Source organism: Streptomyces sp. R28 (assembly GCF_041052385.1).
Taxonomy (GTDB): domain Bacteria; phylum Actinomycetota; class Actinomycetes; order Streptomycetales; family Streptomycetaceae; genus Streptomyces.
In genome coordinates, this window is sequence record NZ_CP163439.1 from 2,983,082 (window position 1) to 3,008,326 (window position 25,245).

19 protein-coding genes are annotated in these 25,245 nt (G+C 71.5%); 14 read left to right on the forward strand and 5 right to left on the reverse strand.

The genetic code is table 11. The features are described from left to right. Window positions 1-79 precede the first annotated feature (79 nt). Window positions 80-2,125 carry a hypothetical protein gene (locus AB5J49_RS13140; protein ID WP_369168791.1) on the reverse strand — a complete coding sequence of 682 codons (2,046 nt, stop codon included), beginning with the start codon at window positions 2,123-2,125 and terminating at the stop codon, window positions 80-82. Between the two features lie 350 nt (window positions 2,126-2,475). Here AB5J49_RS13140 and AB5J49_RS13145 point away from each other — a divergent pair, with 350 nt between their 5' ends. The 7 genes from AB5J49_RS13145 to AB5J49_RS13175 all read left to right on the forward strand — a co-directional run bounded on the left by AB5J49_RS13145 (window position 2,476) and on the right by AB5J49_RS13175 (window position 13,436). After that, entirely contained in the window at window positions 2,476-4,023 is a 1,548-nt protein-coding gene (locus AB5J49_RS13145; RefSeq protein ID WP_369168792.1) for a leucyl aminopeptidase, read from the forward strand. 243 nt (window positions 4,024-4,266) lie between these two features. Next, on the forward strand, window positions 4,267-5,655 hold the full coding sequence (gene lpdA / locus AB5J49_RS13150; protein ID WP_369168793.1) for a dihydrolipoyl dehydrogenase: 1,389 nt from the start codon (window positions 4,267-4,269) through the stop codon (window positions 5,653-5,655). 59 nt (window positions 5,656-5,714) lie between these two features. Then, window positions 5,715-7,496 carry a 2-oxoglutarate dehydrogenase, E2 component, dihydrolipoamide succinyltransferase gene (gene sucB, locus AB5J49_RS13155; protein WP_369168794.1) on the forward strand — a complete coding sequence of 594 codons (1,782 nt, stop codon included), beginning with the start codon at window positions 5,715-5,717 and terminating at the stop codon, window positions 7,494-7,496. 253 nt (window positions 7,497-7,749) lie between these two features. Next, window positions 7,750-8,382: a GntR family transcriptional regulator gene (locus AB5J49_RS13160; protein ID WP_369168795.1), complete on the forward strand. Its 633-nt coding sequence runs from the start codon at window positions 7,750-7,752 to the stop codon at window positions 8,380-8,382. Window positions 8,383-8,998: 616 nt separating this feature from the next. After that, entirely contained in the window at window positions 8,999-11,710 is a 2,712-nt protein-coding gene (aceE, locus tag AB5J49_RS13165) for a pyruvate dehydrogenase (acetyl-transferring), homodimeric type (protein ID WP_369168796.1), read from the forward strand. An 86-nt stretch (window positions 11,711-11,796) separates the two neighbouring features. Then, on the forward strand, window positions 11,797-12,786 hold the full coding sequence (locus AB5J49_RS13170) for a helix-turn-helix transcriptional regulator (protein WP_369168797.1): 990 nt from the start codon (window positions 11,797-11,799) through the stop codon (window positions 12,784-12,786). Window positions 12,787-12,917: 131 nt separating this feature from the next. Continuing rightward, window positions 12,918-13,436, forward strand: coding sequence for a DUF4240 domain-containing protein (locus AB5J49_RS13175; RefSeq protein WP_369175121.1), 519 nt, complete (start codon window positions 12,918-12,920; stop codon window positions 13,434-13,436). A gap of 3 nt (window positions 13,437-13,439) precedes the next feature. On the opposite strand, the gene AB5J49_RS13180 is transcribed toward AB5J49_RS13175, so the two are convergent. Continuing rightward, window positions 13,440-13,664 carry a hypothetical protein gene (locus tag AB5J49_RS13180; protein ID WP_369168798.1) on the reverse strand — a complete coding sequence of 75 codons (225 nt, stop codon included), beginning with the start codon at window positions 13,662-13,664 and terminating at the stop codon, window positions 13,440-13,442. Window positions 13,665-13,869: 205 nt separating this feature from the next. Between AB5J49_RS13180 and AB5J49_RS13185 the strand changes: the two genes are divergently transcribed. Then, window positions 13,870-14,997 (forward strand): lipid II:glycine glycyltransferase FemX, encoded by a 1,128-nt coding sequence (locus AB5J49_RS13185; RefSeq protein WP_369168799.1) that lies wholly within the window; start codon window positions 13,870-13,872, stop codon window positions 14,995-14,997. Window positions 14,998-15,030: 33 nt separating this feature from the next. On the opposite strand, the gene AB5J49_RS13190 is transcribed toward AB5J49_RS13185, so the two are convergent. After that, entirely contained in the window at window positions 15,031-15,768 is a 738-nt protein-coding gene (locus AB5J49_RS13190; protein WP_369175122.1) for a peptidoglycan recognition protein, read from the reverse strand. Between the two features lie 282 nt (window positions 15,769-16,050). On the opposite strand from AB5J49_RS13190, the gene AB5J49_RS13195 reads away from it, so the two are divergent. Further along, on the forward strand, window positions 16,051-16,707 hold the full coding sequence (locus tag AB5J49_RS13195) for a hypothetical protein (protein ID WP_369168800.1): 657 nt from the start codon (window positions 16,051-16,053) through the stop codon (window positions 16,705-16,707). 370 nt (window positions 16,708-17,077) lie between these two features. Then, the gene (locus tag AB5J49_RS13200) at window positions 17,078-18,262 is read left to right on the forward strand and encodes a MarP family serine protease (protein ID WP_369168801.1); all 1,185 of its coding nucleotides are present in this window, start codon (window positions 17,078-17,080) and stop codon (window positions 18,260-18,262) included. Between the two features lie 22 nt (window positions 18,263-18,284). Here AB5J49_RS13200 and AB5J49_RS13205 read toward each other — a convergent pair whose 3' ends face one another. After that, on the reverse strand, window positions 18,285-18,785 hold the full coding sequence (locus AB5J49_RS13205) for an N-acetyltransferase family protein (RefSeq protein ID WP_369168802.1): 501 nt from the start codon (window positions 18,783-18,785) through the stop codon (window positions 18,285-18,287). A 104-nt stretch (window positions 18,786-18,889) separates the two neighbouring features. Here AB5J49_RS13205 and AB5J49_RS13210 point away from each other — a divergent pair, with 104 nt between their 5' ends. Together AB5J49_RS13210 and AB5J49_RS13215 are read left to right on the forward strand one after the other, a co-directional pair. Further along, the gene (locus tag AB5J49_RS13210) at window positions 18,890-19,789 is read left to right on the forward strand and encodes a TIGR01777 family oxidoreductase (protein WP_369168803.1); all 900 of its coding nucleotides are present in this window, start codon (window positions 18,890-18,892) and stop codon (window positions 19,787-19,789) included. A gap of 225 nt (window positions 19,790-20,014) precedes the next feature. Further along, window positions 20,015-21,397, forward strand: coding sequence for an NAD(P)/FAD-dependent oxidoreductase (locus AB5J49_RS13215; RefSeq protein ID WP_369168804.1), 1,383 nt, complete (start codon window positions 20,015-20,017; stop codon window positions 21,395-21,397). Between the two features lie 130 nt (window positions 21,398-21,527). Here the strand turns inward: AB5J49_RS13215 and AB5J49_RS13220 are convergent, their stop codons facing one another. Then, entirely contained in the window at window positions 21,528-22,967 is a 1,440-nt protein-coding gene (locus AB5J49_RS13220; protein WP_369168805.1) for a regulator, read from the reverse strand. A gap of 282 nt (window positions 22,968-23,249) precedes the next feature. On the opposite strand from AB5J49_RS13220, the gene lipB reads away from it, so the two are divergent. Both lipB and lipA read left to right on the forward strand, forming a co-directional pair. Then, on the forward strand, window positions 23,250-24,050 hold the full coding sequence (gene lipB / locus AB5J49_RS13225; protein WP_369168806.1) for a lipoyl(octanoyl) transferase LipB: 801 nt from the start codon (window positions 23,250-23,252) through the stop codon (window positions 24,048-24,050). 153 nt (window positions 24,051-24,203) lie between these two features. Further along, window positions 24,204-25,190, forward strand: coding sequence for a lipoyl synthase (gene lipA / locus AB5J49_RS13230; protein WP_369168807.1), 987 nt, complete (start codon window positions 24,204-24,206; stop codon window positions 25,188-25,190). Window positions 25,191-25,245: the final 55 nt, after the last annotated feature.

Genomic DNA, 25,245 nt, shown 5'->3' on the forward strand with positions numbered 1-25,245 from the left:
TGCTACGGCTCGGAAGCGCACCCCGGCAGATCGGTCGTGAGGTGGTGCCGGGGTGCGCCCGAGGTCCGGCTGGGCAGCCCTACGACGGCAGCTTCAGCTTGAGAGCGGTCTGCAGCAGCTCGGGCGTGGTCCAGGCCGAGCGCGCTCCCGCGTACGGCGTCCCGAACGCGGTGGTGCCGATGACGAGTTGCTTGGTGGTCCCCGCCGGTGCGGTCACCGGGATCTGGGTCCCGGACGGGGCGGTGACGGTGACGGCCCTGCCGATGCGGTACGCCGTGACGGAGCCGTTCGCGAGAGCGGTCCGCCAGGCGGCACGGCGCTGCAGCTCGGTGCCGATGGCCCTCTGCGCGAGGTTCTCCACCGGGGTGTTGTCGGCGAAGAGCGCCTGGTAGTCGGCGAGCACCTTGTCCAGGACGGGGTACAGCGTCCGGCCCTCGGCCAGGTTGGACTGGTGGGCGTAGTGCGGGCGCGGGTCGTTGCCGATGGCGTGTCCGAGGGCGGTGCGGGCCTCCAGCGGGACGATGTACTCGGCGTACCCGGTGGCCGGGTCCAGCGGGTCGGCCAGGCAGGTGGAGGCCGGGTTGTTCTCGCAGATGCCGCTGCCGCCGTCGGCCGTGGAGGTGTAGATCCAGTTGTACTCGTCGACCATCTCCTCCTCGGTGCCCACGTTGTAGTACACGTTCATCGGGTACCGGGGCACGGTCAGCGCGGCGCCGACCGCACGCTGGTCGGGCTCACGGGAGTTGTCCGAGGCGGTCCACTTGACGCCGTTGTCGGCGAGGGCGCCGGCCAAGTTGGGATTGTCGTCGGGCTGCTGCGGCAGGGTCCTCAGGCCCGAGTGCTCGCCGGTCACCAGCTCCGTGCGGTCGAGCGGGAGCCCCTTGGTGACGCCCCAGTTGTAGTTGTTCCTGATCTGCGCGGAGATGTCCGCCCGGCTCATGTACCGGGTCGAGCCGTCGGCGTTCTTGGCGCAGCTCCACGGCACGGTCGAGGTGTCCTGGACGCAGCCGAGGAAGGCGTGCGTGTAGGTGTGGTTGATCCAGCGGTACTGCGCCTTGTCGGCGAGCAGCCGGTCGGCGAGCGGGTCGGTGCCGCCGTTCTCGCTCTTCCACTCCTCGCCGGACCCGGCGTTGTAGACCATGTCCAGCTTGAAGCCGTGCTCCCGCTGCCACTGCGCGGCGTGGACCGCGTCCTCGGCCGTCATACGGATCGGCGTGGCCCCCTCGCCGTCACCGCCCACGCAGTCGAAGTCACCGGGCGTGCAGTTGCGTTCGGTGTCCCAGCGGCCGTCGGGCGCGAAGACGTCGTCGACGTGCACCGCGAAGTAGTTGCGCGCCTGCCCCAGGTGCACGCCCTGGGTCAGCCACTCGACGATGCCCCGGGCAAGGACCCGGAACTGCTGCTGGTACTCGTTGTACGCGAAGGTCACGACCAGTTCGCGGCGCCCGTCGTGGCTGTACTCGCCGATCAGGCTGCCGCGCCCGGAGCCGGCGGGCACGGGAAGGTCGACGTAGCTGGTGAAGCCCGTACGGGGCCGGGCGACGAAGCCGTAACTCTCCTGTACGGACGCGTTGTTGTCCTCGAACGTGAAAGCGCCGTCGAGATAGCCGAAATACCCGGCCTTGCCCTCGGTCGTGACGGAGGCCGCCCGCCCGTCGAGGGTGCCGGCCCAGCCGCCCTCGCTGGTGTAGTCGAGGCCGACGCCCGGATGGGCCCAGGTGTAGGCGTCGACCTGCGGGATGCCGTAGGTGCGCTCGTAGCTCTCCAGCGCGGTCTGCTCGGCGGAGCCCGCGCCGAAGGGGGCCTCGCCCGGCAGGACGACGCCCTGGTACTTGGCCCGGGGCGTGCCGTTCACCGTGTCACTGAGGAACGCGCCCGTGATGGTCGGGCGGTTCGCGTCGGTCAGGTCGACGGTGGTGTACGGGATGCCGGTGCTTTTGAGCTGGGCGGTGAGGGCCCGGACCGGGCTGTCGCCGTTGTCCACGACCAGCACCCTGAGATCGATGCGCGGCTCCCCGGCAGCCGTGGCGCCCGGGGCCGCCAGGCCCAGGGTCAGCAGACCCGCGGCCGTCAAGGCGGCGACGACGTGTCTGCGGTTTGTTCCTCTGTGCGCACTGCGCGCCATTGATGTGCCCTTCCCCCCAGAAGATCCCCTTACGGCCGCTCGTGACGAATCAGCGGGATCCGTGGGAATCATGCAAAGCGGCAAGCCGATCGCTCACCGGAACCAGACGAGTGTGACTCAGCTCACCGCCGGCGAGGATCAAGAAATGACCACGACGCCACCGACAGGTGAACGCCCGTAGGAATGAGCGAACGCTCACACGAGCGTAGGCTCATCCCAGTGTTCGCCGTACCGGGGAAGGCCCCGCTGCTACCGCACCCGTAGGTCGGAACTAGGGTCGGCCGTCGGCCCGGTCGACCCACACCATTCGGCCATCGCAAACTTCACATCGGAAGCGAGATTTCACCACCGTGACTGCTCTCACTCTCAGCACCGCCGCGGCGCCCGGCCTGCGGGCCGACGCGATCGTGATCGGTGTCGCCAAGGGCGCTGCGTCCACGTCCGGGGGACTGGTTGTCGCACCGGGCGCAGAGGCTGTGGACAAGGCGTACGACGGCAAGCTCGCCGGCGTCCTGGAGACCCTCGGCGCCTCGGGCGCCGAGGGCGAGGTGACGAAGCTCCCCGCGCCCGCCGGCTTCAAGGCCCCGCTCGTGGTGGCGGTCGGCCTGGGTGCCGAGCCCGAGGACCCCAAGGATGGGGCCTACGACGGCGAGGCCCTGCGCAAGGCCGCCGGCGTCGCCGCCCGCGCCCTCGCCGGCGCCAAGAAGGCCGCGTTCGCGCTGCCGCTGGGCGACGCCGGTGACGTCGGCGCCGTCGCCGAGGGCGTGCTGCTCGGCGCGTACGCGTTCGACGCCTACAAGGGCAACGGCAAGAACGCCCAGGACAAGAAGAACGGCAAGGCGCCCCTCGCCGAGGCCGCGCTGCTCGGCGGCAAGCCCCGCGACAAGGAGCACAAGGCGGCGATCGAGCGCGCCACCGCCGTCTCCGAGGAGCTCAACCGCGCCCGCGACCTGATCAACACCCCGCCGAACGACCTCACCCCCGAGTCCTTCGCCGCGATCGCCTCGGCGGCGGCCAAGGAGCACGGCATCAAGGTGCAGGTGCTCGACGAGAAGGCGCTGACCAAGGGCGGCTACGGCGGCATCCTGGGCGTCGGCTCCGGGTCGGCGGCCGGCCCGCGGCTGGTGAAGCTGACGTACACGAGCTCCAGGTCGGCCAAGCACCTCGCCTTCGTCGGCAAGGGCATCACCTACGACTCGGGCGGCATCTCGCTGAAGCCGGCCGGGCACAACGAGACGATGAAGTGCGACATGAGCGGTGCGGCCGCCGTGTTCGCCGCCGTCGTCGCCGCCGCGCGCCTCGGTCTCGACGTGAATGTCACCGGGTGGCTGGCGCTCGCCGAGAACATGCCCTCGGGTTCCGCCGTGCGCCCGGGTGACGTGCTGCGCATGTACAGCGGCAAGACGGTGGAGGTGCTCAACACGGACGCCGAGGGCCGGCTGGTGCTCGCGGACGCGCTGTGGGCGGCGTCGCAGGAGAAGCCGGACGCGATCGTGGACGTCGCGACGCTGACCGGGGCGATGGTGCTGGCGCTGGGCAACCGGACGTTCGGTGTGATGGCCAACGACGACGCGTTCCGCTCCGCGGTGGTGGAAGCGGCGGAGGAGGTCGGCGAGCCGTCCTGGCCGATGCCGCTGCCGGAGCACCTGCGCAAGGGGATGGACTCGCCCACCGCCGACATCGCCAACATGGGTGAGCGCATGGGTGGCGGCCTGGTCGCCGGTCTCTTCCTGCGTGAGTTCGTGGGCGAGGGCATCACGTGGGCGCACGTCGACATCGCCGGTCCCGCGTTCAACGAGGGCGGGCCCTTCGGGTACACGCCGAAGGGTGGTACCGGTAGCGCGGTGCGGACGCTGGTTCGGCTGGCCGAACTGACGGCGGCCGGCGACCTGGGCTGACGTTGTTCTGAATGAGGGGGCTCCGCGCGCGGGGAGGGCGGAGCCCCCTCTTCCGTGCCCGCTCAACTGAACGTGGGACGTCTCACACACCGGCCCGGCGTCTCGTTCGGTGTGGACAAGTGCGAAGATGGGGCTCGGCAGGACAGGGCCCCCACCACAGGGCCGAAGAAAGAGCGGCCGGACACCAGCCGCCTGTCGGTCATCGACGACCGGCGTACGGCGCACATGCATGGAGGACGTGACGTGGCGAACGACGCCAGCACCGTTTTCGACCTAGTGATCCTCGGCGGTGGTAGTGGCGGTTACGCCGCGGCCCTGCGCGGGGCGCAGCTGGGCCTGGACGTCGCCCTGATCGAGAAGGACAAGGTCGGCGGCACCTGCCTGCACCGGGGTTGCATCCCCACCAAGGCCCTGCTGCACGCGGGCGAGATCGCCGACCAGGCCCGCGAGAGCGAGCAGTTCGGTGTGAAGGCCACCTTCGAGGGCATCGACATCGCCGGGGTCCACAAGTACAAGGACGGCGTGATCGCCGGTCTGTACAAGGGCCTGCAGGGGCTCGTCGCCTCCCGGAAGGTGACGTACATCGAGGGTGAGGGCCGCCTCTCCTCCCCCACCTCCGTCGACGTGAACGGCCAGCGCATCCAGGGCCGCCACGTCCTGCTGGCGACCGGCTCCGTGCCGAAGTCGCTGCCGGGCCTGGAGATCGACGGCAACCGCATCATCTCCTCGGACCACGCCCTCGTCCTGGACCGCGTGCCGAAGTCCGCGATCATCCTGGGCGGCGGTGTCATCGGCGTCGAGTTCGCCTCCGCGTGGAAGTCCTTCGGCTCGGACGTCACCGTCATCGAGGGCCTGAAGCACCTCGTCCCGGTCGAGGACGAGAACTCCTCGAAGCTTCTTGAGCGCGCGTTCCGCAAGCGCGGCATCAAGTTCAACCTGGGCACCTTCTTCTCCAAGGCCGAGTACACGGCCGACGGTGTCAAGGTCACCCTCGCCGACGGCAAGGAGTTCGAGGCCGAGGTCCTCCTCGTCGCCGTCGGTCGTGGCCCCGTCTCCGCCGGTCTCGGTTACGAGGAGCAGGGCGTCGCCATGGACCGCGGCTACGTCCTCGTCGACGAGTACATGCGCACCAACGTCCCGACCATCTCCGCCGTCGGTGACCTGGTCCCCACGCTCCAGCTCGCGCACGTCGGCTTCGCCGAGGGCATCCTGGTTGCGGAGCGTCTGGCCGGTCTGAAGACCGTTCCGATCGACTACGACGGTGTCCCGCGGGTGACGTACTGCCACCCGGAGGTCGCCTCCGTCGGTATCACCGAGGCCAAGGCCAAGGAGATCTACGGCGCGGACAAGGTCGTCGCTCTGAAGTACAACCTGGCGGGCAACGGCAAGAGCAAGATCCTGAACACCGCGGGCGAGATCAAGCTCGTCCAGGTGAAGGACGGTGCCGTGGTCGGCGTCCACATGGTCGGCGACCGTATGGGCGAGCAGGTCGGCGAGGCCCAGCTGATCTACAACTGGGAGGCGCTGCCGGCCGAGGTCGCCCAGCTCATCCACGCCCACCCGACGCAGAACGAGGCGCTCGGCGAGGCGCACCTGGCCCTCGCGGGCAAGCCGCTGCACGCGCACGACTGACCCTCGGTCGACGAAGCGACGACTCAGACTTCCGCAATTCGTAAGGAGCAACCGAAACCATGGCGGTTTCCGTAACCCTTCCGGCGCTCGGCGAGAGCGTCACCGAGGGCACTGTCACCCGCTGGCTGAAGGCCGAGGGTGAGCGCGTCGAGGCCGACGAGCCGCTGCTCGAGGTCTCCACCGACAAGGTCGACACCGAGATCCCCTCCCCCGCCGCCGGCGTCCTGGCCTCCATCAAGGTCGCCGAGGACGAGACGGTCGAGGTCGGCGCCGAGCTGGCCGTCATCGACGACGGCACGGGCGCGCCCGCCGCCGCCCCGGCCCCCGCTGCCGAGCCCGCCCCGGCCGCCGAGCCGGAGCCGGCCCCGCAGGCCGCTGCCCCGTCCACGGAGCAGGCCGCCCCGGCTCCGGCGCCCACCGCCGAGGCCGCCGCAGGTGCCGGCTCCGCCGAGGGCACGGACGTGGTCCTGCCCGCGCTCGGCGAGTCCGTCACCGAGGGCACCGTCACCCGCTGGCTGAAGTCGGTCGGCGACAGCGTCGAGGCCGACGAGCCGCTGCTCGAGGTCTCCACCGACAAGGTCGACACCGAGATCCCCGCCCCCACCTCCGGCACGCTGCTGGAGATCGTGGTCGGCGAGGACGAGACGGCCGAGGTCGGCGCCAAGCTGGCCGTCATCGGCGTCGCGGGGGCCGCCCCGGCCCCGGCTGCCCCGGCTCCCGCCGCCCCGGCCGCGCCCGCAGCTCCGGCCGCTCCGGCGCCCGCCCCTGCCGCTCCGGCCGCTCCGGCCGCGCCCGCCGCTGCCGCCCCGGCTCCGGTCGCCCCCGCGGCCCCGGCTCCCGCTCCGGCCGCTCCGGCTCCGGTCACGCCGGCTCCGGCCGCTCCGGCCGCCGCCCAGGCGACCGACGAGGGTGCCTACGTCACCCCGCTGGTGCGCAAGCTCGCCGCCGAGAACGGCGTCGACCTGGCCACCGTCAAGGGCACCGGCGTCGGCGGCCGTATCCGCAAGCAGGACGTCATCGCCGCCGCCGAGGCCGCGAAGGCCGCTGCCGCTGCTCCGGCTCCGGCCGCTGCCGCCCCGGCCGCCGCTGCCAAGAAGGCGCCGTCCCTGGAGGCCTCCCCCCTCCGTGGCCAGACCGTCAAGATGCCCCGCATCCGCAAGGTCATCGGCGACAACATGGTCAAGGCGCTGCACGAGCAGGCGCAGCTGTCCTCGGTCGTCGAGGTCGACGTCACCCGCCTGATGAAGCTGCGCGCCCGCGCCAAGGACGCGTTCGCGGCCCGTGAGGGCGTCAAGCTCTCCCCGATGCCGTTCTTCGTGAAGGCCGCGGCCCAGGCGCTGAAGGCGCACGCGCCCATCAACGCCAAGATCAACGAGGGCGAAGGCACGATCACCTACTTCGACACCGAGAACGTCGGTATCGCGGTGGACTCCGAGAAGGGCCTGATGACCCCGGTCATCAAGCACGCCGGCGACCTCAACATCGCGGGCATCGCCAAGGCCACGGCGGAGCTGGCCGGCAAGGTCCGCGCCAACAAGATCACCCCGGACGAGCTGTCCGGCGCGACCTTCACCATCTCCAACACCGGTTCGCGCGGTGCGCTCTTCGACACGATCATCGTGCCGCCGGGCCAGGTCGCGATCCTCGGCATCGGCGCCACGGTCAAGCGCCCCGCCGTCATCGAGACGGAGGAGGGCACGGTCATCGGCGTCCGCGACATGACGTACCTGACCCTGTCCTACGACCACCGCCTGGTGGACGGCGCCGACGCGGCCCGTTACCTGACGGCGGTCAAGGCGATCCTGGAGGCGGGCGAGTTCGAGGTCGAGCTCGGCCTGTAAGCCACCAGGGCTTTCCAGCCTGTACGGCGCCCCGTCCGGACTTCTCCGGGCGGGGCGCCGCCTTTGTGTGCGCGACCAGCCGTCGACGACCCGCACCCGCCCGATGGGCAGTCCGAACCGAACTCCTGGGCACCCGGCTCAAGGCAAGGCCGTGTAAGTCTCGTCTCACCTGCACGAAAGCGCCCCCACGCGCCCTCCCAGCGGAGCGCAACGGCCGTATTGTCTAAACGTCAACGCGCCTTAAGGAGCCCTCATGACCGCCCCCGTCATCCACTCGCTGCGCGAACAGATCCGCGAGCACATCCTGGAGGGGATCATCAGCGGGCGCTGGCAGCCGGGCGAGCGGATCGTGGAGCGACGTATCGCCACCGAGCTGGAGGTCAGCCAGACACCGGTGCGTGAGGCACTGCGCGAGCTGGAGTCGCTGCGGCTGATCGAGTCGGCGCCGAACAAGGGCGTGCGGGTGCGGAGCCTGACGGCCGCCGACCTGGAGGAGAGCTACCCGGTCCGGGCCGGCCTGGAGGCCATCGCCGCGGAACTCGCGGCCGACCGCCTCGCAGAGGACTGCTCCGCCCTGGAGCCGCACGTCAACGCCCTGTACGAGGCCGACCGCACATCCGACGGCACGGCCCAGGTGCGGCACACGGTCGCCTTCCACCGCGAGATGGTGCGGGCGGCGGGCAACTCGGTGCTGCTGCACACCTGGGAGGGCCTCGGCATCGAGGTGTTCACGGCCCTGTCCATCCGGTGGCTGGGCACGGTGCAGCAGTCGTACGCGGAGGAGCACGAGGAGCTGGTGGCCGCGTTCCAGCGCCGGGATCCCCGGATCGCCGAACTCGTCAAGGCCCATGTGCTGGGCTGCGCGCCTCGGCACGAGAGCAAGTAGCCCGCGCGGGATCGGACCGGACTGGAACGGATCAGCCACATTGCCCGTTCGGGGCGGGTTTCGCCATGCCCATCTGCGAGTACTGCACACGGCCCCGGCCCAGGAGAGGTGAACCGGCGGCAAGGTGGTGCACCTGCACACCGTGCACCCCGGCCCCCCATCCTCTACGCGAGCCCGGGCGGGGGGGGACGACCGTCGCCGGGCCATGGCCGGACCGGTCGCGGTGGCCGTCGGCGCCGCGCCGAGGTGATCACCCGCGAGCAGTCCCCCGCCGACCGGACGGAGACCGGGACGTCCCGGCAGGCGGCGACGAGTTGACCGCGAGCCGCCCAAGTTAGCCGCTCGCGACTCATGTGAGCAGGGGAAACGCGGCAAAAACGCGGCACCGCGTGCCTGCTTCCCCGGCACCGGATGCCAATTTCTCGATGTCGAGACTTTTTAGCCCTCCACCCTTTGATCGATCATCGATCAGGGGGTTACAGTCGCCGACGGGCCAAGCGGCGAGCCGCAGGGTGTCACCGCACCCGAGGCCCTCCGCCCTGTCCTGCCAAAGACCTAGGGCACCCCCGAACCCTTACCGATTGAGGGAACCCCTTCGACTGAGGAAGGCGGCGACATGACCGACCCCAACGCCATCCAGCCGAGCGCGCTCGACCAGCTCCCGGACCGTGACCCGGAGGAGACCGCCGAATGGCAGGCCTCACTGGACGCGGTCGCCAAGGCGGCCGGGCCGCACCGTGCGGCGTACCTGATGCGCCGCACGCTGGAGCGTGCCGAGGGCACCGGCATCGCGCTGCCCAAGCTGCTCGAGACCGACTACGTCAACACCATCCCCACCGCCGCCGAGCCGTCCGTGCCCGGTGACGAGGCGATGGAGTCCCGGATCACCGCGTGGAACCGCTGGAACGCGGCCGCGATGGTGAGCCGGGGCAGCAAACACGGCGTCGGCGGCCACATCGCCACCTTCGCCTCCGCGGCCTGGCTCTACGAGACCGGCTTCAACCACTTCTTCAAGGGCAAGGACTCTGGGGAAGCGGCCGGCTCCGGCGACCAGCTGTACATCCAGGGCCACGCCTCCCCCGGCATCTACGCCCGCGCCTTCCTCGACGGCCGGCTGAACGAGCAGCACCTCGACAACTTCCGCCAGGAAGCCGGCGGCAACGGACTCCCGTCGTATCCGCACCCCCGCCGCCTGCCCTGGCTGTGGGAGTTCCCGACGGTGTCCATGGGCCTCGGCCCGCTGTCGGCCATCTACCAGGCCCGCTTCAACCGCTACCTCACCAACCGCGCCATCAAGGACGTCTCCGCCTCGCACGTGTGGGCGTTCCTCGGCGACGGCGAGATGGACGAGCCGGAGTCCACGGCGGCACTCGCCCTGGCCTCCCGTGAGGGCCTGGACAACCTGACCTTCGTCATCAACTGCAACCTGCAGCGCCTCGACGGCCCGGTCCGCGCCAACTTCAAGATCGTGCAGGAGCTGGAGGCCCAGTTCCGCGGCGCCGGCTGGAACGTCGTCAAGACGCTGTGGGGCACGGCCTGGGACGAGCTGTTCCAGCTCGACACCACCGGCGCGCTCGTACGCCGGCTGCGCGAGGTACCCGACGCGCAGGTGCAGACGTACCAGACGCGCGACGCCGCCTACATCCGCCAGGACTTCTTCGGCAAGGACCCGGCGCTCGTCGAGATGGCGAAGCTGCTGAGCGACGACAAGATCCTGGAGTGCTTCCACCTCTCCCGCGGTGGTCACGAGTCCCGCAAGGTGTACGCCGCCTACAAGGCCGCCGTCGAGTTCAAGGGCGCGCCGACCGTGATCCTGGCCCAGACGGTCAAGGGCTTCACGCTCGGCGAGGGCTTCGCGTCGAAGAACGCCAACCACCAGATGAAGAAGCTGTCGGTGGACGAGTTCAAGGCGATGCGGGACCTGCTCGACCTGCCCATCAAGGACAGCGACTTCGTCGACGGGACCGTCCCCTACGGCCACCCCGGCGCCGACTCCCCCGAGGTCCGCTACCTCCAGGAGCGCCGCGCGGCCCTCGGCGGCCCGGCCCCGGCCCGCCGCGTGCACCCGGTGGCGCCGCTGCCGGCCCCGGCGGAGAAGGCGTTCGCCTCCTTCGACAAGGGCTCCGGCTCCCAGAACGTGGCCACCACCATGGCCTTCGTCCGCCTGATCAAGGACCTGGTCCGCGACAAGGAGACGGGCAAGCGCTGGGTGCCGATCGTGCCGGACGAGGCGCGCACCTTCGGTATGGAGAGCCTGTTCCCGTCGCTGGGCATCTACTCGCCCAAGGGGCAGACGTACGAGCCCGTCGACCGCGACCAGCTCATGTACTACAAGGAGGCCAAGAACGGCCAGATCCTCAACGAGGGGATCACCGAGGCCGGTTCGATGGCCGACTTCATCGCCGCGTCCACCGCGTACTCCACGCACGGCGAAGCGATGATCCCGTTCTACATCTTCTACTCGATGTTCGGCTGGCAGCGCACGGCCGACCAGATGTGGCAGCTCGGCGACCAGCTCGGCCGCGGCTTCCTGGTCGGCGCCACGGCCGGCCGCACGACGCTGACGGGCGAGGGCCTGCAGCACGCCGACGGTCACTCGCCGGTGATCGCGGCGACGAACCCCGCGGCGCTGACGTACGACCCGGCGTTCGCGTACGAGGTCGCCACGATCGTCAAGGACGGTCTGCGCCGGATGTACGGCGAGGCGACGCCGGGTGAGGACCCGAACGTCTTCTACTACCTGACCGTCTACAACGAGCCGATGCCGCAGCCGGCCAAGCCGTCCGGCCTCGGCATCGACGAGGGCATCGTCAAGGGCCTGTACCGCTTCAACACGGCCGAGTCGGCCGGGCTGTCCTCGGTGGCCAACGCCCCGCGGATCCAGCTGCTGGGCTCCGGCACCGCGATCCACTGGGTCCTTCAGGCGCAGAAGCTGCTCGCCGAGGAGTGGGGCGTGGCGGCCGACGTCTGGTCGGCGACGTCCTGGACCGAGCTGCGGCGGGACGCCCTGGACGCGGACGCGGCCCTGCTGCGCGGCGAGGAGCGGGTCCCGTACGTCCGGCAGGCGCTGCACGGCGCCGAGGGCCCGGTGCTGGCGGTCTCCGACTACATGCGCCAGGTCCCCGACCAGATCGCGCAGTGGGTCGAGCAGGACTACTCCTCGCTGGGTGCCGACGGCTTCGGCCTGTCGGACACCCGGGAGGCGGCCCGCCGCCACTTCGGCGTCGACGCCCAGTCGGTGGTCGTCGCGGCCCTGGCCCAGCTCGCGAAGCGGGGCGAGGTCAAGGCGACGGCGGTGAAGGAAGCGCGGGAGAAGTACGGCCTGTAAGAGCCGACGAGCGACGAAGGGGTACGGCGACTGCCGTACCCCTTCGTCGTCAGTTCGTTGTCAGTGGTCCCCGGCATGATGACCGTATGCGTGCTGCCCGGCTCATCAAGATGGTGCTGCTCCTCCAGTCCCGGCCCTCCATGACGGCCGCCGAGCTCGCGCGCGAGCTGGAGGTGTCCGAGCGGACGGTCACGCGGGATGCGCAGGCGTTGTCGGAGGCGGGCGTTCCGGTGTACGCCGACCGGGGGCGGGCCGGGGGGTACCGGCTCATCGGGGGGTACCGAACCCGGCTGACGGGGCTCGCGCGGAGTGAGGCCGAGGCGTTGTTCCTGTCCGGGGTGCCGGGGGCGCTGCGGGAGATGGGACTGGAGGACGCCGCCTCCGCCGCCCGGCTGAAGGTGTCGGCGGCCCTGATGCCCTCCCTGCGCGACGCTTCCCGTACGGCCGCTCAGCGGTTCCATCTCGATGCCCCGAACTGGTTCAAGGAACCGAAGACACCCGAGCTGCTGCCGGCCGTCGCGGACGCGGTGTGGGACGACCGTCGGATCGTCGCTCGCTACCGGCGCGGGGAGGCCGAGGTCGAGCGGGAGTTGGAGCCGTACGGGCTCGTGCTGAAGGCAGGCGTCTGGTACGTGTGCGCCCGGGTCGCGGGGCACGGGTCGTACCGGGTGTACCGCATCGACCGGTTCACCGCCGTGGACGCCGGCGCCGAGCGGACGGAGCGGATCGAGCGGTTCGAGCGGGACGAGGAGTTCGATCTGCCGGGCTTCTGGGACGCGCGGGCGGAGCAGTTCGCGCGGTCCATTCTGCGGGCCGAGGTCGTGCTGCGGGTGTCCCCGGACGGGGTGCGCGGACTGCCGTACGCCGTTGATCCGCAGTCCGCGCGGGAGGCGCTGGAGGCGGCGGGCGCCCCGGACGGGGACGGGTGGGTGACGCTGGCCCTCCCGGTGGAGTCCGAGGAGGTCGCCCACAGCCAGCTCGCGTCGCTCGGCCCGGAGGTGGAGGTGCTCGAGCCGCAGGCACTGCGGGAGCGGTTCGCGAGCGACGCGATACGGCTGGCCGCGCTGTACGGCTGAGGAGCGGTACGCCCGCGAGACCTGCCGAGCCGCACGCTGCATGCCGCACACCACCTCTGCACGGTTCGCCCATAACAATCCGTCGCACTCCACGTGCGTCCCACCCCCACAGGGCCGATGCTTGACCCGTGATGGACGAGACGGAGTTCTGGGAGCTGATCGACGGTACCCGCGAGGCCGCCGAGGGCGACCCCGAGGAACAGGCCGACCTGCTCGTGGACAGGCTCCTGCAGCTGGACCCGGACATGGTCCTGGACTTCGCCCGTCACTTCGAGGCCCGCTACAACCGCGCGTACAGCTGGAACCTGTGGGGCGCCGCCTGGGTCCTGCTGGACGGGGCCAGCGACGACGCCTTCGACTTCTTCCGGTGCTGGCTGATCGGCCAGGGCCGCGAGGTGTACGAGGGCGGTGTGCACGAGCCCGACTCACTCGCCGACCTGCTGGGCGACTTCGACGAGGAGTTCGACGGCGACGGCGAGGAACTCGGCTACGCCGCGGACGAGGCCTACGAACAGCTCACCGGCACCGTCGCCCCCGACCTCGGCATCGCCCCCGCGCCCTCGGAACCAGAGGGCGCACCGGTCGACTTCGAGAACGAACGGGCGCTGGCGGAGCGGTATCCCAAGCTGTGGGAACGGTTCAAGGACTGAGCCTCAGGCCATGGCCCGTCGGCGGCTCGGGTCCGACGGAATGTAGGCGTGCGTCTGCTCGGCCTTCACCGCGTGGTACATCGGGGCCTTGTTGGCCTGGTCCAGCGCGGACGCCGTGACGGCGCCCGGCCCGAGGACGACGGTCGCGACAGCGCAGACCACCGTCCAGACCCGCGCGCGGCTGTTGTTGCTGTTGCTGATGCTGTTCCTGTTGTTGCTGCTGCTCATGATCCCCGCCTCCGGTCAGTGCGTGTGCATGACGATAGGGAGGCAGTCTCGGGGTGGTCCGTGAGTCGGCTACGAGAAACCTGTGAGGCGTTTTCGCCTGGTGACCGACGTCACCGGGCGGGTCGGGAAGGTTCACACCCCGTCTCTTGACCCGTTGTGTGATCTCCGGCTTAGGGTGGCCGCCCCGACCAGGAGCACCCTGCCCATGACCAGCCTGTTCGTGCGGGAGATACCGCGCGCGGAGCACCTCGCCCATCTGCGGCGGTATCCCGACGCGAGCCACCTGCAGATACCCGAGTGGGGCGATGTGAAGCCCGACTGGCTGCCGGAGAGCGTCGGCTGGTTCGAGGACGGGGAGCTGGTCGCGACGGCCCTGGTCCTGTACCGGCCGCTGCCCGGGACCCGGCGCTATCTCGCCTACCTCCCCGACGGTCCCGGGATCGACTGGCGTACGCCGCGCCTGGAGCGGTGGCTGGACCCGCTCGTCGCCCATCTGAAGCGGATCGGGGCATTCTCGGTCCGGATCGGCCCGCCCCTGGTCGTACGTCACTGGGACGCGGCCACGGTGGCGGCGGGCATCGCCGACCCCGACGTACATCATCTGCACGAGCTGCCCGCGGCCGGCATCGACGGATACGCGCTTGACGCCGCGGAGCGGCTGCGGCGGCTCGGGTGGCGGCGGTGCGAGGAGGACGACGGCAACGGTTTCGGCCTCGGCCAGCCGCGCTACGGCTGTGAGATCCCGTTGGCGGGACGCTCGGTGGACGATCTGCGCGGCGCCCTGGCCCCGCACTGGGAACAGTCCCTGCGCACGGCCGAGTCGGCAGGCGTTCGGGTCTCCTGGGGCTCGGCGGCGGACCTGCCCGACTTCCACCGCCTGTACACCGCGACCGCCGCCCACGACGGCTTCAAGGCCCGCCCGTTGGACTACTTCCGGCGCATGTGGAAGGCCCTGAACGCCGAGGACGGCGACCGGCTGCGCATCTACCTCGCCGAGTACGACGACGAGGTGCTCTCCGCGGCCCTGATGATCAACGTAGGCTCCCGCGCCTGGCACTCGTATGCCGCGTCCGGCCGCCGCGGACGCCAACTGCGGCCCAGCAGCGCGCTGTTGTGGCGCATGCTGTGTGACGCGCGAGCGGCGGGCGCCGAGACGTACGACCTGCGCTCCATCACCCCCGCCCTCACCGACGACCGCCTGCTCGGCCGCCTCCACTTCAAGACGGGCACCGGCGGCCGGGCCGTGGAGTACCTCGGGGAGTGGGAACTTCCGGTGGGCAGCCAGGGCAGGGTGCTGCAGCGGGCGTTGGGGGTCTATCTCGGGCGGCGGTGAGGACGCGGGGTCGGTGGGTCTGGAGCCCGCGGGTCAGTGTCTGCCCTGCAGGCGGGCCGCCGTCTCCCTGATCCCCGGGAGGAGGGCGCTGAGCGCCGCGCCCGGGCAACTGGTCATGTAACCGTCCTTGTGGCCGGCCAGGGCCGGGAACGTGGTGCTGGCGCCGGCGGCGTAGCGGCTGTGGCTGTTGCTGGAGGTCAGGCGGACCCTCGCGCGCGGGTCGGTGCCGGACAGCCCCAGTTTCCAGGCGGCCAGCGCGGCGATCGCGTCGGTCATCTCCTTCGGCACGGGGACGCCGGCCGTGAAGGTGCCGAGGGCGGCGATGCCGGTGGTGCGGTGGTTGAAGCCCTGGGTGTGGGCGCCGGTGACGGGGCGGTCGATGCCGCCCGCGCGACCCTCGTAGATGGTGCCGCAGCGGTCGACGAGGAAGTTGTAGCCGATGTCGTCCCAGTCGCGGGAGCCCGTCTGGCCCGCGTAGAGGTAGCGGATGATGCGGGGCGCGTCGGCGCAGTCGTAGCCGTTGGGCGAGTCGGTGTGGTGGACGAAGACGGCGATGACCCTGTCGTCGTAGCGCGGGGGTGGCTGGGCGTGCCGGGTGTCGTCGTCCAGCCAGACCGATCTCGGCACGATGTGCGGCCGGACCGCCTTGTGCGCGGCGGCGGGCCGCGCGACGACCTGGCGCCCGGACGCCGCGACGCTCCGCTCGACCCCGCCCGCACACAGCGCCAGCGCGAGGACGGCGGCAAGGCCGGGGAGACAGCCGAGGAGCACGAGCACGAGGGGCGGTATAGGCCGCCCGGCGTAGGACTGCCGCCAGATTCGGGATCGCTGCCCCGCGGCGAGCCACAGCCCGGCCCGGGATCGCTGCCCGGCGGAGAGCCACAGCCCGGCCCGGAGTCGCTGCCCCGCGGCGAGCGACAGCCCGGCTCGGAGTCGCTGCCCCGCGGCGAGCCATGGCCTGGCTCGGGGGCGCTGCCCGGCAGAAGCCTGGAGCCGGTCTCGGGACTGCCCGCCGGCTCGGAGCTGCCGCCAGCCTCGGGGGTGGCGACGGGCTTGGGAGTCGCGCTGGGCTCGGAAGCGCTGCCCGGCCCCGGACCGCCGCCCGACCTGAACCTGCCGCAAGGTTCGGGGCCACTGCCGGTGTCGGGCCGGCCGCGCGTTACGGGGCCCCGGCCCAGCCCACCGCTCCGTCCCGACCGCCTGCTCCCGCCCAGCCGCCTGCTCCCGCCCGACGGGCTCTTCTCGCTCGGCCCGCTGCTCCCGCCCGACCGGCTGCTCCGGCCCGACCAGCCGCTCCCACCCAGCCGCCTGCTCCCGACCGACAGGCACTTCTCGCTCGGCCGGCTGCTCCGGCCCGACCAGCTGCTCCGGCCCGACCAGCTGCTCCGGCCCGACCAGCCGCTCCCACCCAGCCGACCGCTCCCGACCGACAGGCACTTCTCGCTCGGCCGGCTGCTCCGGCCCGACCAGCTGGTCCGGCCCGACCAGCCGTTCCCGCCCAGCCGACGGCTCCCGACCGACAGGCTCTTCTCGCTCAGCCCGCTGCTCCGGCCCAACCAGCCGCTCCGGCCCGACAAGCCGCTCCCACCCAGCCGACCGCTCCCGACCGACAGGCACTTCTCGCTCAGCCCGCTGCTCCGGCCCGACCGCCTGCTCCCGCCCAGCCGTCTGATGCTGCCCAGCCGCTTCTCGAAGCGCCGCCCCCTGTAAATGACCTGCTCCCGGCCCGCGCGCATCGTCCTCCCGACCCGCGCACGCCCCGCCCTCAGCGCCGGCCCCCGTCTGCGCCACCCCCCGTATTCGCGCAGCCCACGGTATTCGTACGGCACGAGGTCTTCGTCCCCCCCGCGTTCGTCGGAAGACCCGTCGGGTGGCCCGTCGGAAGACACGCATGGTCCTACTGTCCGACGGATCCGGTCCGCCCGCGATGTGTGGTGTGCCACCCGGTGGAACCATCGTCCTGGTCCGGGGCGTTTCTCCAGGTGCACGCAGGGTGGCCGGTTCCGATCAGTGCGCGTGCGTGTGCTGATCAACAGGCGCCTCGCGCGCGTACTAAGGGGTCCTAGAGAAAGGCGGCTCCGTGGACCTGCTCGACATCCTGCTGTTGCTGGTGATCCTGGCCTACGCGGCGGCCGGCTACCGGCGTGGGCTGGTCGCCGGCTGCGTGTCGCTGGCCGGCTTCGTGGGCGGTGCGGTGATCGGCGTATGGATCCTGCCGTGGATGATGAGCCTGGTCACACCGGGTACGACGCAGGCGACCGTGACCGCCGTGCTCACGGTGCTGGTCCCGGCCGTGGTCGTGCACGAGCTGGCGGGCCGGCTGGCGCTGCGGCTGCGCCGCGAGCTGGACCGGGGGCCGCTGAGAGTGGCCGACGGAGTCGGCGGGGCCGTGGCCAACGCGGTGGCCGTGCTGATCGTGGCGTGGGTCGCGGCAAGCGTTCTCGCCGCGTCCTCCTCCCCGCTGCTCACCTCGGCGATCCGGGACTCCCGGCTGCTCGGGACCGTGCAGAACGCCATGCCGGACACGACACCCGCCTGGTTCTCACGGGCCACCTCCGCACTCACCGAGGCAGGCTTCCCCCAGGTCTTCAACCCGTTCGAGAACGAGTCGACCGCCGAGGTCGCCAGGCCCACCGGCGACAGCGTGACACCTGCCGCGACCAACGCCGCCAAGCTCAGCACCGTCAAGATCGAGGGCGTCTCGGGCACCCAGGGCCGCGAGGGCAGCGGCTTCGTCTACGCCCCGCAGCACGTGATGACCAACGCCCATGTGGTGGCCGGCATCGACGAACCGGGCGTCCGCGTCGGCGGGGTCGGGCGGTCGTACGAGTCACGGGTGGTGCTCTTCGACCCGGAGCGGGACGTCGCCGTGCTGTACGTCCCCGAGTTGCGCGCCCCCGTCCTGCGCTTCGACGACGACGCCACACGCGGCGACTCGGCGGTCGTGGCGGGCTATCCGGAGGACGGCGACCTGAATCTCCAGGCGGCCACGGTCGCGAACCGGGTTCAGGCGACCGGCCAGAACATCTACAACGACGAGACCGTCACCCGCGAGATCTACTCGATCCGTTCCACCGTCCGCCCCGGCAACTCCGGCGGTCCGCTGCTGACCACCGGCGGCAAGGTGTTCGGCGTCGTCTTCGCCCGCTCCACCTCCGACGACGAGACCGGCTACGTCCTGACGGCGGCCGAGGTCGCCTCCGACGCGAAGCGCGCCGCGAACGCCACGGCACCGGTGGACACGGGGGACCTCGTCACGTCGTAGGCCACAGGACAAGCGGGCGCGGTCACAGACCCCGCCCCATCATCACGTCGTCCACGTACTCCCCGCCCAGGAAGAACTCCTCGGGCAGCACCCCCTCCACCACGAACCCCTCGGCCTCGTACAGCTTGCGGGCCGGTGTGTTGTGGCCGAGGACGCGCAGCGTGAGGCGGCGGGCTCCCCTGCGGCGGGCCTCCTCGACGCCCGCCCGGACCAGCGCCCGGCCGACACCACGGCCACGGGCTTCACCGGCGACCGCGAGGCCCTGGATCTGCCGCACGTGCGCGTTGGCGGCGAGCGGGGTCGGGAAGCCCAGGCGGATGTAGCCCACGATGCGGCGGCCGAGCTCGGCGACCAGGCAGTCGCCGGCGGCGTGCCGCTCGTCGAAGAACGGCCGGTACGGCGGCTGTTGTTTCGGCATGACCTCGTGCAGGTACGACCACGTGGCGCGGTCGAGGAGGGACAGCTCCTCCTCGTCGTCGGGCAGGGCGGCGCGTATGAACGGCGACTGGTGCGGCTCGGGCATGAGCGCCACCCTATGACCGGAGCGCGGCAATCCGACCGGGCTGGGGGGGTCCGGGGGTTCCCCCCCGAGAAAATGCAGCATGTGGTCAGAGGCAGGATGAAGTCATGCAACTTTCAAGAATTGCGGTGGCCGGCTCCTCCGGCCTCATCGGCAGCGCCCTGGTGCGGTCCCTGGCCGCGGACGGGCACGAGGTGGTGCGGCTGGTGCGCCACGCGCCCAGGTCCGCGGCGGAGGTGCGCTGGGATCCGGAGGCGCGGTACGTGGACGCGGCCGGGCTAGCCGGGTGCGACGTGGTGGTCAACCTGGCCGGGGCGAACGTGGGTTCGCGCCGCTGGAGCGAGTCGTACAAGGCGAAGCTCCGCAGCGGCCGGGTCCTGGGCACGGCGGCGCTGGCCGAGGCGATGGCGTCGCTGGACGAGCCGCCGCGGGTCTTTGTGAACGGCAGCGCGATCGGCTACTACGGCGAGACCGGCGAGCGGGAGGTCGACGAGAGCGCCCCGCCCGGCCAGGGCTTCCTGCCCTCGCTGGTCACCGAGTGGGAGGGCGCCGCGGCCCCCGCGCGGGAGGCCGGCGTACGGACGGTGTTCCCGCGCACGGGGCTGGTGGTGGCCCGCGAGGGCGGCGCCTGGGGACGGCTGTTCCCGCTGTTCAAGGCCGGGCTCGGCGGGCGCATGGGGGACGGGCGGCAGTACTGGTCGTTCGTCTCGCTGCACGACGAGGTGGCCGCGATCCGGCATCTGATCGACCGGGACGACCTGTCCGGACCGTTCAATGTGACCGCGCCTCAGCCGCTGACGAACCGCGAGATCACTGAGGTCATGGGGCGGGTACTGCACCGGCCGACGCTCTTCGCGGTCCCGGCGCCGGTCCTGCGAACCGTGCTCGGCGAGATGGCCGGGGACGTGCTGGGCAGCCAACGGGTGCTGCCGAAGCGGTTGCTGGAGTCGGGCTTCACCTTCGTGTTTCCGGAGATCGAGGGGGCGATCCGGGCGGCGGCCGAGTAGGCCGAGTAAAAGGACAACCCGGAGCCGAGTAAAGGACAGCCCAGCAACGGAATCACGGCCCGCCGGGCGCTGACGTCCGTATGCGACCACTGTGCGACCGTGCTCTGCCCATGCGCGACTGTTTCCGACCGATCACGGCCCTAACCTCGACCCGAACTCGGGTATCCCCGGAGCCTGTTGGGGGCATGACGTCTCCACCGGCCGCGCAACCTCGAGGAGGGGCACGTGCTTGAGCCCGCGTACCAGGCGGACGTCGTCATCGTGGGAGCCGGAGTCGCCGGACTCTCCGCGGCGCATCGACTGACCAGCGCAGGAGTAACGACCGCGGTCCTGGAGGCCGCCCCTTACCCGGGCGGCCGAATGTCGACCGAGAAGATCGACGGGTTCCGGCTCGACCGGATCGGCCAGCTCCTGTCGACGTCGTATCCCGAACTACGTCTGACCCCGTCGCTCGACACACTCGCCCTGCGCCCCTTCGCGCCGGGCGTCCTGCTGCACAGCGACGGCCGCCGGCACCGCGCGGGCGCGTGGGCGAGGCCGATGAGCTCCAGGCGCGCGAGGGGCGCACTGCACGCGGTGCGCGCCCTGGCGAGCGCCCCTCGGGCGGCGTCCGTGCGGGGCGTTCCGGGCCAGACGTCGCTGCCGAGGGTGCGCGCGAGTGCTCCGCTGGGAACCGCCGTCGACCAGGCCCGGCTCGGTGCCGCGCTGGCCCGCCTGGCCGCCGCGCCCGTCGAACGGCTGCTGGCCCGCCCCGAGTTGCCGGCCGCGCAGGCCCTCGCGGCGCGGGGCGTCCCCGCGCGGACCATCGACGGCTTCCTGCGTCCGCTGCTCGCCGCGCTGCTGTGCGACCCGGAGCTGACGACGTCCAGCCGGTGTGCGGACCTGGCGCTGCGTGCCTTCGTGAGCGGGCGTCTGTGCGTGCCCGAGGGGGGCGCCGAGGCACTGCCGGAGCTGCTCGCGCGGACGCTGCCGCCGGGCACCGTGCACACCGGCGTGCGGGTCACCTCGGTCGCCACGACGTCGGTGACGACAGCGGAGCACGGCGAGATACGGTGCCGGGCCGTCCTGCTGGCGACGGACGCGCGCACCGCCGCCGAGCTGCTGCCGGGCCTGCGCGTACCGGACTTCCACCCCGTGACGGTCGTCCACCACACCACCGACGAACCGCCGACGACCGGCACCTCGCTCCTGCTCGACGCCGACCGGGGCGGCCCGGTCGCGCACACCGCGGTGATCAGTCAGGTCGACCCCGGCCGCGCGCCGGCGGGCCGGGCGCTCGTCTCGTCGACGGTCCTGGGCACACCGCCGCCCGACATCGACACGGCCGTACGCATGCACCTGGCCCGCCTCTACGGCACGTCCACGGCACGCTGGGAGACCCTCGCCGTGCACCACACCCCCGAGGCCGTCCCGGCGATGCGCCCACCCCACGATCTGCGCCGCCCTGTGCGCCTCCTGGCGGGCCTGTACGTGTGCGGCGACCACCGCGACACCAGCACGGTCCAGGGCGCCCTCCACTCGGCCCACCGAGCCGCCGCGGCGATCCTGGCGGACCTGGGCGCGGCGGGCTCGCTGCACAGGGCGGAGCCGTTGAGGGCGGCGGCCTAAAGGCGCAGGGGCACCCGCGCCCCGTAAGGGGCGCGGGGCTGTATCGATATGCGGCTCCGCCGCGTGGGCGCGACCAGCCGCACTGAAAGCCGCAATCGGCTTCGAACCGGCCGAAGTTACGGCGGGACCCCTACCCGAACGCCGCGACCTTGTCGCGATACCCCCGCACCGGCGCCGCATCCCGGTACGGCTCCAACCTCCGCTCGAAGTCCTTGACGTACTCGATCGCCCGCACGGACCTCATCTCCGCGGCCTGACCGGCGGCTTCGGCGCCGAGCGCACAGGCCTGATCGAGCTCGCCGAGACCCAGCCGGGCGGAGGCGAGGACGACGCGGCAGAACAGCCGGCTGCGGGCATACGCAGGCGCACGCAGTTGCAGGGACCGCTCCGCATGCTGAGCCGCCGCTCGGAACTGCTGCAGGTCCCGGTGGCAGTGCCCGAACTCGTCGGCGAGCTGTGCCTCGTCGAAGAACCGCGCCCAGTGCGGCACGTCATCGCCGGGGCGAGCCGCTTCGAGGGCGCGTTCGGCCCGCACCAGGGAGGCCGTACAGGCGCGCACCTCGCCCAGTACGCCGTGCCCGCGCGCCTCGCACCCGTGCAGCAGGGCTTGGACGACCGGCGGTGCGCTGGTCCCCACGCCCTGCTGCGCCACGCGCGCGAGCTGGACGGCCTCACGGCCGTGCCCGAGGTAGACGGCCTGGCGGCTCATGGTGACCAGGACGTAGGAGCCGTACGCCCGGTCCCCGGCCGCCTGCGCGAGGCGCAGCGACTGCACGAAGTAGCGCTGCGCGAGCCCGTGCGCCGCGATGTCGTACGACGTCCAGCCCGCGAGCCTCGTGAGGTCCGCGGCGGCGGCGAACAGCTTGCGGCCGGTGTGCTCGCCGTAGGTGCCGCGCAGCATCGGCTCGCACTCGTGCTCCAGGTAGCGCACGAGCGCCTGCCGGGCGTGGCCGCCGCCGTACATGTCGTCGAGCGAGCGGAACAGCTCGCCGACCGATCGCAGCGCGGCGATGTCGCCGCCGGTGACCTTCTGGCCGGGACCGCGCTCCGCCTGGCTGCGTGGGCGGGGTACGGCCCCTGGACGGCCCTGGGCCGGGATGCGGGCGATCGGCTCGCCGCGGGCCACCTTCTCGTCTGCGCGGCCGATCAGCCAGTCCCGGCTGGGCACGACCAGGCCGGCCGGGGTGAAGGCGATCTTGCGGAGTTCGGCATGACTGCCGGAGTCCTTGCGCCACAGGCCGCTGACGATGTCGACGGCCTCCTCGGGGGTCGCGGCGAACTCCAGCCCCGCGTACACGGGCGCGCAGGCGTCGAGGCCGAGGTCCTGGGCGGAGAGCCGGCGGCCGAGGCGTCGGGTGAAGACCTCGGCGATGAGGGCGGGGGTCGTACCGCGCGGCTGCTGCCCGCGCAGCCAGCGTGTGACCGATGTCTTGTCGTATCTCAGATCAAGCCCGTGTTCGAGGCCGAGCTGGTCCACCCGGCGGGCGAGACCCGCGTTGGAGAATCCCGCTTCTGCGATGAGCGCGGCGAGCTGTCGGTTGGGAGTGCGCTGCGCGGGTCGTTCCGTCATCTGCGGTGCGGTCTCCTGCCTTTCGGGCCTCGCGGGGCGGCTGCGGCCGCTGAGTGCCCGGATTGCCGGTGAGCTGCCCTTTTGGCCTCTCGAACGGCGCGAATGTAGCGGAGAGTAAGCAGTCGATCGCACATTTCGCCACCCATTCATCCGATCGTGTGAGGATTGCCCTGCTGGGCTGACGTGGGGCCGGGAGGCATCACCCGAACAGGCCGGTCGTACAGTGGCGTAGGCACGCTTTGTGCCTTACGACCTTTCCAGGCTTCCAGGGAGGCGCTTGCCGTGAGTGAGTTGCGGTTCGTCCACATGGGATTCGGCGCGGACGCCGTCGAGTACCAGCAGGCATGGGACGAGCAGCGCCGGGTGCACGCGGCGCGGTTCGAGGACGAGATCTCCGACACGGTCCTGCTGCTCGAACACCCCCCGGTCTACACGGCGGGCCGGCGCACGGCGGACAACGAGCGGCCCCTGGACGGCACGCCGGTCGTCGACGTGGACCGCGGCGGCAAGATCACCTGGCACGGCCCGGGCCAGCTGGTCGGCTACCCGATCCAGAAGCTGCCGCGCCCCGTGGACGTCGTGGCCCACGTACGGCGGCTGGAGGAGGCCCTGATCCGCACCTGCGCGGAGTTCGGCCTGGAGACCACCCGGGTCGAGGGGCGCAGCGGCGTATGGGTCCTCGGCGACCCCGTCGAGAAGCGTCCGGCCCTCGGCGGTCTGGCCCTGGACTTCGACCCGCGCCTCACCGACGAGGAGTTCGACCCGCGTCTGAACGGGCCGGAGTACGCCCCGTCCAACGCCGGCCAGCGGCGCGAGGACCGCAAGATCGCGGCGATCGGGATCCGGGTCGCGAAGGGCGTGACCATGCACGGCTTCGCGCTGAACGTGAACCCCGACAACAAGTGGTTCGACAAGATCATCCCGTGCGGGATCCGGGACGCGGGCGTCGCCTCCCTGGCGAACGAGCTCGGCCGGGACGTCACGATCGACGAGGTGCTGCCGGTCGTCGAGCGGCACCTGACGGACGTACTGGAGAACGCGGACCTGAAGCCGCGCGTCGTCGAGAAGGCACCGGCGGCATAAATGAGCCCGTCCGGCGATTGAGGACAAGGCCCGTCCAGGGCCGAAGCGGGGGTCCGGGGGCGGCAGCCCTCAGAAGGCCAGCACCCACGCCGGGCATCAAATCAGCGGGCGTACCCTTGAGGGCGCCGATGAATCAACGCTAGGGAGCCAGTCGTGTCCGCAGTCTCACCGGACGGACGCAAGATGCTGCGCCTGGAGGTCCGCAACAGCCAGACCCCCATCGAGCGCAAGCCCGAGTGGATCAAGACGCGGGCGAAAATGGGTCCCGAGTACACGAAGATGCAGAACCTCGTGAAAAGCGAGGGCCTGCACACCGTCTGCCAGGAAGCCGGCTGCCCCAACATCTACGAGTGCTGGGAAGACCGTGAGGCGACCTTCCTCATCGGCGGCGACCAGTGCACCCGGCGCTGCGACTTCTGCCAGATCGACACCGGCAAGCCCGAGGCGCTCGACCGCGACGAGCCGCGCCGCGTCGGCGAGTCCGTGGTCACCATGGACCTGAACTACGCCACCATCACCGGCGTCGCCCGCGACGACCTCCCGGACGGCGGCGCCTGGCTGTACGCCGAGACGGTCCGCCAGATCCACCAGCAGACGGCGGAGCGCGAGGCCGGCCGCACCAAGGTCGAGCTCCTGGCCCCCGACTTCAACGCCGTCCCGGAGCTGCTCCAGGAGGTCTTCGCCTCCCGCCCCGAGGTCTTCGCGCACAACGTCGAGACCGTGCCCCGGATCTTCAAGCGCATCCGCCCGGGCTTCCGCTACGAGCGCTCCCTGAAGGTCATCACCGAGGCCCGCGACTACGGCCTGGTCACCAAGTCCAACCTCATCCTCGGCATGGGCGAGACCCGCGAGGAGGTCAGCGAGGCGCTGCGGCAGCTGCACGACGCGGGCTGCGAGCTGGTGACCATCACGCAGTACCTGCGCCCCTCCGTGCGCCACCACCCCGTGGAGCGCTGGGTCAAGCCGCAGGAGTTCGTGGAGCTGAAGCAGGAGGCCGAGGAGATCGGCTTCTCGGGCGTCATGTCCGGCCCGCTGGTGCGGTCCTCGTACCGCGCCGGGCGGCTCTACCAGATGGCCATGGAGCTGCGTCAGTCAGCTGCTCCGCAGGGCGGTTCCTACGTCGCCTCGCAGGCCGTCTGATGGCACGGAGTGCCACTCGGTTCGTGTGAACCTGCGCACAAGCAACTACCCCTCG

Coding starts and splice junctions, on each gene's coding strand:
- AB5J49_RS13140 (WP_369168791.1), bottom strand. CDS start 2,125: ATGGCGCGCAGTGCGCACAGAGGAACAAACCGCAGACACGTCGTCGCC.
- aceE (WP_369168796.1), top strand. CDS start 8,999: ATGACCGACCCCAACGCCATCCAGCCGAGCGCGCTCGACCAGCTCCCG.
- AB5J49_RS13170 (WP_369168797.1), top strand. CDS start 11,797: ATGCGTGCTGCCCGGCTCATCAAGATGGTGCTGCTCCTCCAGTCCCGG.
- sucB (WP_369168794.1), top strand. CDS start 5,715: ATGGCGGTTTCCGTAACCCTTCCGGCGCTCGGCGAGAGCGTCACCGAG.
- AB5J49_RS13185 (WP_369168799.1), top strand. CDS start 13,870: ATGACCAGCCTGTTCGTGCGGGAGATACCGCGCGCGGAGCACCTCGCC.
- AB5J49_RS13160 (WP_369168795.1), top strand. CDS start 7,750: ATGACCGCCCCCGTCATCCACTCGCTGCGCGAACAGATCCGCGAGCAC.
- AB5J49_RS13210 (WP_369168803.1), top strand. CDS start 18,890: ATGCAACTTTCAAGAATTGCGGTGGCCGGCTCCTCCGGCCTCATCGGC.
- AB5J49_RS13205 (WP_369168802.1), bottom strand. CDS start 18,785: ATGCCCGAGCCGCACCAGTCGCCGTTCATACGCGCCGCCCTGCCCGAC.
- AB5J49_RS13175 (WP_369175121.1), top strand. CDS start 12,918: ATGGACGAGACGGAGTTCTGGGAGCTGATCGACGGTACCCGCGAGGCC.
- AB5J49_RS13180 (WP_369168798.1), bottom strand. CDS start 13,664: ATGAGCAGCAGCAACAACAGGAACAGCATCAGCAACAGCAACAACAGC.
- AB5J49_RS13220 (WP_369168805.1), bottom strand. CDS start 22,967: ATGACGGAACGACCCGCGCAGCGCACTCCCAACCGACAGCTCGCCGCG.